This window comes from Kitasatospora sp. NPDC096128, from assembly GCF_040303105.1.
In the GTDB taxonomy this organism is placed as follows: domain Bacteria; phylum Actinomycetota; class Actinomycetes; order Streptomycetales; family Streptomycetaceae; genus Kitasatospora.
Genome location: NZ_JBEOSP010000030.1, coordinates 105,769 through 113,066, shown reverse-complemented (window position 1 = coordinate 113,066; position 7,298 = coordinate 105,769). Strand labels below are relative to the sequence as shown.

Here is a 7,298-nt window from a genome sequence, read left to right as displayed (position 1 = left end):
TCTCTCTATTTCCCCATTACATAACCCTCCTCAATGTCTTCGTGTGTGTGGGCGGACCGCCCCCGCCGGGGGGCCCCCCCCCCCCCCCGACGCCGTTGGGGGAGCAGGGGGGAAGGGAGTGGGGGAGCGGCACCCGGGGCGCCGCGGGCCGCGGATCAGCGCTTCAGGACGGCGTCGGCGCTCGCCGGCAGCGGGTAGGCGTCCGGGTCGACCGGCCCGGGCAGGTCGGTGGCCGGACGGCCGGGCGCATTCGGGTCCGGCAGCGACGGCTGGGCGGGCGGCGCCTGGACCTGATTGAAGGGCACCCCGGGCGGGGCCTGGACGGGGGCGGCCCGGCCGGCCGTGAGCGGACTGCGACTCTGCGCGTCGCAGGCGGCCTGGGCTTCGAGGCTCTCCGGGCTCTGGGTGGCGGGCTGCCCCGGGGCGGAGTTGCCGGTGAAGCAGTTGCCGGGGTCGGCGGAGGCGAGCACCAGGTCGACGCCGTTGCCCTCGGAGCGGTTGCCCTGGATCCGGTTGCCGGCGGCCGGGTGCCCGGGCGGGTCGGTGACGATGACGCCGGCCGAGCGGTTGCCCTGGACCAGGTTGCGCTCGACCCGGTTCGCGGTGCCCCCGCCGATCCCGATGCCGATGCCGAAGCCGCCGTCGGCCTGTTCGGGGGTGTCCGAGGCGTTGTTGTCGGTGACGGCGTTCCCGGCGATCACGGCGCCGTGCTGGGGGGCGAGCGCCTCCAGGTCGTTGGAGTTGACGGTGACGCCGACCCGGTTGCCGACCACCCGGTTGCCCAGGAAGGAGAGGTTGTCCGAGGCGTTGGTGATCTCGATGCCGACCGCGTTGCGCTCCACGGTGTTGCCGCGCACCAGGGTGTCGCAGGGCTTGCACTGGCCGACGTACACGCCGGAGTCGGCACCGCCGGAGGCATAGGAGTCCTCGATGATCCCGGCCCGGGCGTCGAAGGCGTAGATCCCGTACAGCCCGTTGTTGTAGGCGGTGACCTTCGTCGCCCGGAAGCCCTGGAGGGCGGGGAAGCGGGTGGTGTCCAGCGGGTTGTAGGCGGAGCCGCCGGCGCCGCGCTGCTGGAGCTTCTCATCGGTGACGCCGGTGAACAGCACGCCGTTGGCGAGGTAGCCGTGCACGGTGAGGTTCTCCACCACCGAGCCGGGGCCGGTGACGGTGACGCCGTTGACCAGCCGTACGCCGCCGTCCAGTACCACGGTGTTGCGCTCGGTGCCGCGCAGCACGATCCGGGGCTTGGTGATCCGCACGCTCTCCCGGTACGTCCCGGGGGAGACCAGGACGGTGTCGCCCTCGCGGGCGACGTCCACCGCCTTCTGGACGGACGGGAAGTCCTGCGGGACGCGGACCACGGTGCCCTCCGGGTGGCGGGCGTCGGAGGAGGAACCGCCGCCGGAGGCGCAGCCGGCCAGGGCGGGGGAGGCCAGCACGAGGGCGGCGGCCAGCAGGACGGGCAGGACGCGGGCCGCGCCGCGGTGACGGCGGGGTGGTGCTTCGGAAGCGGAATGACGGACAGTCAAAAGTTGCATACCGGGTGTTCTATCGTCTCCAATGTCGGTCATGCATGCCGAAAGCGGAAAGGCGCGGAAAGAGCCGGGAGCCGTCCGGGGCGGGGTGGACCGCAGGGCACTGATCGCCGGTGGCGGGGCGGTGCTGGCCGCCGGGGTCGGTGCGGGGGTCGTGGCGCTGGGGCGCGGGCCGTCCGCCGCACCGCCGCCGCCCGGGCCCGCGGCCCAGGCCGTGCCGCCGTTCCACGGGGACCGGCAGGCCGGGGTGACGGCCCCGCAGCAGCCGGCCACCCTGCTGCTCGCCCTCGATCTGGCGCCCGCCGCCACCTCCGACGGTCGGGCCGTACTGCGCTCCCTGCTGGGGGATTTGACGAGGCTGCTCGCCGACGCGGCGGGCGGCAGCCCCGCCGACCCGCGGCTGCGGGGCGCGGAGCCGGCCCGGCTCAGCAGCCTGGTCGGGGTCGGGCCCGGGCTCGCCGCCCGGCTCGGGCTGAACGTGCCGCCCGCGCTGGCGGAGCTCCCGGCCTTCCCGGGCGACCGGCTGGACCCGGCGCGCGGGGGCGGTGACCTGCTGCTCCAGCTGTGCGCCGACGACCGCTGGCCGCTCACCGTGCTCGCGGAACTCCTCGGTGCCTCGGCCCGGTCGGCGGGCGCGACCGTGCGCTGGACCCAGTCCGGCTTCCTGCCGCGTACGCCCCCGGGCACCACCCCGCGCAACCTCTTCGGCTACAAGGACGGCACCGCCAACCCCGATGCGGCGGAGGCGAAGCAGTGGGTCTGGGGCCCGCCCGGCGGCCCCTACGAGCACGGCACCGTCCTGGTCTACCGCCGGATCCGGATGGACACCGCCGGCTTCGCCGCCCTCCCCGAGGACCGCCGCGACCTCGCCATGGGCCGCCGGCTCGGCGACGGCGCCCCGCTCACCGGCACGGCCGAGCACGAGGACCCGGACATCTACGCCAAGAAGCCGGACGGCTCGTACGTCATCCCCAACAGCGCCCACGTCCGGCTCAGCAGCCCCCGGCTCGACTCCGGCGCCCGGATGCTGCGGCGCGGCTACAGTTACGACGACGCCCCCGACGACCGGGGGCTGCTGTTCTGCGCCTTCGTGCGGGACCCGGAGCAGTTCACCCGGGTGCAGAACCGGCTGGCGGCCAAGGACGCGCTCAACTCCTTCCTGGTGCACACCGCTTCGGCGGTGGCCTACGTGCTGCCGGGGGCCCGGGAGGGCGGGGTGCTGGGCGAGGGGCTGTGGGGGTGACGCGGGTGGGTCGCGATGAGGAGCCGCTGGCCGGCGGGCCGGGGCGTCCACCCCTGGGCGCGGCTGTGGGCACGGCTTGTGGGCGCGGCTGTGGGCGGTGGGGCACGCTGACGCCTGGCGCAGCGATGCCGAGTGCATCGAGGAGCGCGAGGCGCCCTGGGGGCGCCCACTGCTGGGCGGTTGAGGGGCCGGACGGCCGACCTCACCAGGCGACCGGGAGCGCGGCCGGGCTGCGGGTGGTGCCGCCCAGCAGCCAACTCAGCTGCTCCACCGGGGTGGTGAGACGCAGGCCGGGCAGGGCGGTGGCCAGGCGGCAGAGCGATTCGCGTAGCTCCAGCCGGACCCGCCAGGCGCCGATGCAGTAGTGCGGGCCGACGCTGAACGCGAGGGTGGGGGCGTCGAGCGGGGTGCCGAGGTCGGCCTCGATGCCGCCGGGGTGGACGGCGGGGTCGCGGTTGGCGCTGCTGAGGCTCGCGGCGACGACGGCGCCGGCCGGGATGGTCACGCCGCCGAGCTCGACCGGGGCGGTGGCCCGGCGGACGGTGGCCTCGTCGTCGCCCAACGGGATGAAGTGCAGCAGGCGTTCGGCGGTGTGCTCGGTGACCTCCGGGTCGGTGAGCCGGGCCCAGTGCTCCGGACGCTCGCCGAGCAGGTAGACCAGGGCGTTGCCGAGGGCGCCGGTGACGCTCTCGTTGCCGCTGGCGGTGAGGCCGAGGACGAGGAAGGCGAGCGCGTCCGAGGGGATGCCGCCGTCCTGGTCGGCGGCCCGGACCAGTCGGCTGACCAGGTCCGGGCCGGGCGCACGGCGCCGGCGCTCGATCAACTGCTCGGTGAAGGCGCCGAATTCGGCGAGCGCCTCGGTCTGCTCCGGGTCCGGACCGCCGCCCTGGGCGAGCAGGGCGAGGGTCCAGCGCCGCAGCTGCCGCTCGTCCAGGCGGTCGGGGCCGTCGCCGTCCAGGCCCATCAGCCGGGCGGTGACCGCGAAGGGCACCGGCCGGGTGAAGGCGGTGACCAGGTCGGCGGGCGGCCCGGCGGCGAGCAGCGCGTCCACGGACTGCTGGACGGCGGCCGCGACCCAGGGCTGCCAGCTCGCGATGGCGCGCGGGGTGAACGCCTTCTGGACGGTGGCGCGCAGCCGGCGGTGGGCGGCGCCGTCCTGGTTGAACAGCGAGGCCGGGTTGGCGGCCACGTCGGCGGTGCTGCCCGCGGTGCCGACCTCGTGCAGGTCGCTCCGGGTGAGGCGGGGGTCGCCGAGGACCTGCCGGACGTCGTGGTAGCGGGTGACGAGCCAGGCGGGGGTGCCGTCCGGAAGGGTGGTCGGGTGTGGCGGCTGGGCGGGGGTGAAGGGGAGCCGGTGGAGCGGGGGGAGTGCGGCGGGCGAGGTGGCGGTTTCGGTGGCGGTTGGGGTTTCGGTGGCGGTGCCGGTCTCGGTGTCGGCTGCTGCGGAGGACATGGAAGCCTTCGGGGTCGGCGGCGCTGCGGGGCACGGGCGTCCAACTGTCATATTTTCTGAGGGAATTGGATCTTTCACACGGTTTTCCCGTTTCGGCCCGATGGTACGCCCCCGAACCCTCCGTCCGGCGACTCAACGCCCCCACTCGGGTGCCGGGTCGACCGGCAGCAGCGGCCGCACCGCGCCCAGCACGGCGCCGATACAGGCGTCGCGCAGCTCGGTGCGGGTGCAGCTCGGCTCGGTCAGCCAGTCCACGACCAGTACCCGGACGAACACCAGCCAGCTGCGCAGGACTTGGGACACGGCGAGGCGGTCGCCTTCGTCCGCCAGCGGCAGCACGGCGAGCAGGCGGCCGCGCAGGGCGTCCAGCTCCTCGGTGATGATGGTCTGGATCACCGGGTCCCCGGCCAGGACGCGGTTGGCGGCCAGGACGGTGTGCCGGTTGGCGATGAAGTGGTCGAGGTGGGCGTCCAGGCCCTCGATCAGCTGCTCGACCAGGGTGTCCGACGGGTCGAACCTGGTCCGGGCGAGCAGGTCGTCCGAGGCCTGCCGGTGGACCGCCGCGAACAGTTCGCGCTTTCCGGCGAAGTGCCGGTAGAGCAGCGCACGGGAGACCCCGGCCTGCTCGGCGACCTCCTCCATCAGCACGTCCTCGTACGGCCGGGCGGCGAAGGCCCGGGCGCCGACGGCGAGCAGCTGGGCGCGGCGCTCGTCGGGGGAGAGGCGTCGGCGGCGTTCGTGAACGGACATGCCGGACAGGCTACTTGACACGTGTCCACTAGTGGGCGCTAGCTTGATGGGAGCGTTGGTAGACACGTGTCAACTAGCGTCAACTGGCATCCGGCGGTTGATGGGGTGGTCGGTTCATGGCAGAGGCAACGGCGAAAGCGAAAGCGACGGCGAAGGCGAGGGCACTGCGGGTGCTCGCCTGGACGATGGGGGTCGCCTGCGTGGCGATCGGGTTCGAGCACCTGCTGGGCGGGCCCCTGGGCTTCCCCGGGATCCCGGACCCGGGCCCGACGGTCGACAGCTTCGGCCGCTTCATGGGCGCGGTCTTCGCCGGGTACGGCGCGGCCTGGATCCGGGCCGCCCGGCAGGCGCCGGTGCCCGCGCGGGTGGTGCGGCGGCTGACGGCGGTGCTCCTGCTGGGCGGCCTCGGCCGGGTGCTCGGGCTGGTGGTGGACGGGCGGCCGCACTGGTTCCAGCTGGTGCTGATGGGGGTCGAACTCGGGCTTCCGGCGGTGTACTTCTGGCTCGCCGACGCGGACGAGCGGGCCGCCCGGGGGTGAGTTTCCGGGGAGCCTGCCCGTCCGGGGGCGGCCGGGGTCGTACCGGGGGTGGCCGGGGGCGTACCGGGGTGGCCGGGGGCGTACGAGGCCCGGGCCCGGGCGGGGTCAGCCGGCGAAGCCCCGCAGGTGCTCGGCGAGGGTGGCCCGGTCGACGGTCGCGCCGGTGAGCGAGACGTACCCGTCCGGCCGGACCAGCACCACGGCGTCGCCGCGAAGCCCGTACGTGCGGGCGGCGTGGCCGTCGGGGTCGCGGACGACGGCGACCCGCAGACCGGGGAGGCCCGCGAGGCCCGCGAGGTCGGGGAGGTCGGGGAGGCCCTGGAGGCCCTGGAGGCCTTCGGGTTCGGACGGGCCGCCCGCCGGGTGGTCGCCGAAGGCCAGCAGGGTGGAGTGCGGGCCGCGGAACAGGTCGAACAGTCGCGCCGGCGTGCCGTCCGCCGTGGCGCAGGGCGCGTCCGGGGCGCGGTCGCCGGCCCGGATGCCGGTGGCGTCGTCCAGGTCGCGGCCGATCGGCCCGCCGCGGTAGCCGATCGAGAGCCCGGTGAGGTCGGTGCCCTGGACGGCCAGGGTGCGGAACTGGTCGGCCAGCACGGTGGCACCGTCGCCGCTGAACGCCGCCTTGTGGTGGGCGGAGGTGGCGGCGAGGCTGGCCCGGGCGATCGGCAGCCGCTCCTCCTGGTAGCTGTCGAGCAGCGCCTCCGGCGCTCCGCGCAGGACGGCGGCGAGCTTCCAGGCCAGGTTGTGGGCGTCCTGGATGCCGGTGTTCATGCCCTGGCCGCCGGCCGCGGACTGACAGTGGGCGGCGTCCCCGGCGAGCAGCACCCGGCCGTCGCGGTAGCGCTCGACCAGCCGGACGGTGGGGCGCCAGACGGTGGACCAGACCGGTTCGTGCATCCGCACCCCGGGCAGCCCGGCCCGTTCGGCGAACAGTCGGCGGAAGGTCTCCAGGGTGGGGGCGGGCAGTTCGCCGTGCTCGTCCGGTTCGACGGCGGCGTGCACCGCCCACTTGCCGTCCTGCCGCATCGGGACGAGCGCCATGGCGCCGGCGCCGAACTTCGGGTGGTTCCAGATGTGCAGGTGGTCGGGGTCGAGGCCGTCCAGGTCCATCGAGGCCATGATGAAGCGCTCCTCCTCCCAGGTCTCGCCGAGGAAGGGGATGCCGGTCAGCTTGCGCACGGTGCTGCGGCCGCCGTCGCAGCCGATCAGGTGCCGGGCGCGCAGCCGCGTCGTCCGGCCGCCCTGCCGGAGGGTGGCGAGCACGCCGTCGGCGTCCTGGGTGAAGCCGGTCAGTTCGGTGCCGGTCTCGACCTTGCCGCCGAACTCGGCGAGCCGGTCGCGCAGCACGGCCTCGGTCTGGTGCTGGGCGATCAGCAGCATGCCGGCGTACGGGCGGTCGGGGGTGGTCGGCCCGGTGGCCCCGGGGTCGAATTCCTGGACCAGGCGGGTGCCCTCGTAGGTGCGGATCCTGAGGTCGAGCGCGCCCCGGTCGAGGATCTGCCCGACCACGCCGAGGTCGTCGAACACCTCCAGGGTGCGCGGGTTGACGCCCTTGCCGCGGACGCCCGCGGTGCGGAACACGTCCTCCCGCTCGATGATCCGGCAGTCGATCCCGGCGCGGGCCAGCCCGATGGCGAGCGTGAGCCCGACCGGGCCGGCGCCGACGACCAGGACGTCGGTGGTGGGTGTGGGTGTGGATGCGGAGTCGTGCGAGAGTGCAGCGCGCATGGCGGAAGCCCCTGTCCATTCGGCCATAAGATACGGCGCGTTTCCTGTCT

General features: G+C 74.8%; 6 protein-coding genes. 2 read left to right on the top strand and 4 right to left on the bottom strand.

Annotated features, from left to right (window positions below; translation table 11 throughout):
* Window positions 1-155: 155 nt before the first annotated feature.
* Window positions 156-1,541 carry a right-handed parallel beta-helix repeat-containing protein gene (locus ABTY61_RS28970; RefSeq protein ID WP_350508047.1) on the bottom strand — a complete coding sequence of 462 codons (1,386 nt, stop codon included), beginning with the start codon at window positions 1,539-1,541 and terminating at the stop codon, window positions 156-158.
* 31 nt (window positions 1,542-1,572) lie between these two features.
* Here ABTY61_RS28970 and ABTY61_RS28965 point away from each other — a divergent pair, with 31 nt between their 5' ends.
* Entirely contained in the window at window positions 1,573-2,781 is a 1,209-nt protein-coding gene (locus ABTY61_RS28965) for a Dyp-type peroxidase (RefSeq protein ID WP_350508046.1), read from the top strand.
* A gap of 202 nt (window positions 2,782-2,983) precedes the next feature.
* Here ABTY61_RS28965 and ABTY61_RS28960 read toward each other — a convergent pair whose 3' ends face one another.
* Together ABTY61_RS28960 and ABTY61_RS28955 are read right to left on the bottom strand one after the other, a co-directional pair.
* Window positions 2,984-4,234, bottom strand: a complete 1,251-nt coding sequence (locus ABTY61_RS28960; protein WP_350508045.1) for a cytochrome P450 — start codon at window positions 4,232-4,234, stop codon at window positions 2,984-2,986.
* Window positions 4,235-4,366: 132 nt separating this feature from the next.
* Window positions 4,367-4,984 carry a TetR/AcrR family transcriptional regulator gene (locus tag ABTY61_RS28955; RefSeq protein WP_350508044.1) on the bottom strand — a complete coding sequence of 206 codons (618 nt, stop codon included), beginning with the start codon at window positions 4,982-4,984 and terminating at the stop codon, window positions 4,367-4,369.
* A gap of 116 nt (window positions 4,985-5,100) precedes the next feature.
* Between ABTY61_RS28955 and ABTY61_RS28950 the strand changes: the two genes are divergently transcribed.
* Window positions 5,101-5,523, top strand: coding sequence for a DUF4345 domain-containing protein (locus ABTY61_RS28950; RefSeq protein WP_350508043.1), 423 nt, complete (start codon window positions 5,101-5,103; stop codon window positions 5,521-5,523).
* Between the two features lie 105 nt (window positions 5,524-5,628).
* On the opposite strand, the gene ABTY61_RS28945 is transcribed toward ABTY61_RS28950, so the two are convergent.
* Complete coding sequence (locus ABTY61_RS28945; RefSeq protein ID WP_350508042.1) at window positions 5,629-7,248, bottom strand: FAD-dependent monooxygenase; 1,620 nt, start codon at window positions 7,246-7,248, stop codon at window positions 5,629-5,631.
* Window positions 7,249-7,298 lie beyond the last annotated feature (50 nt).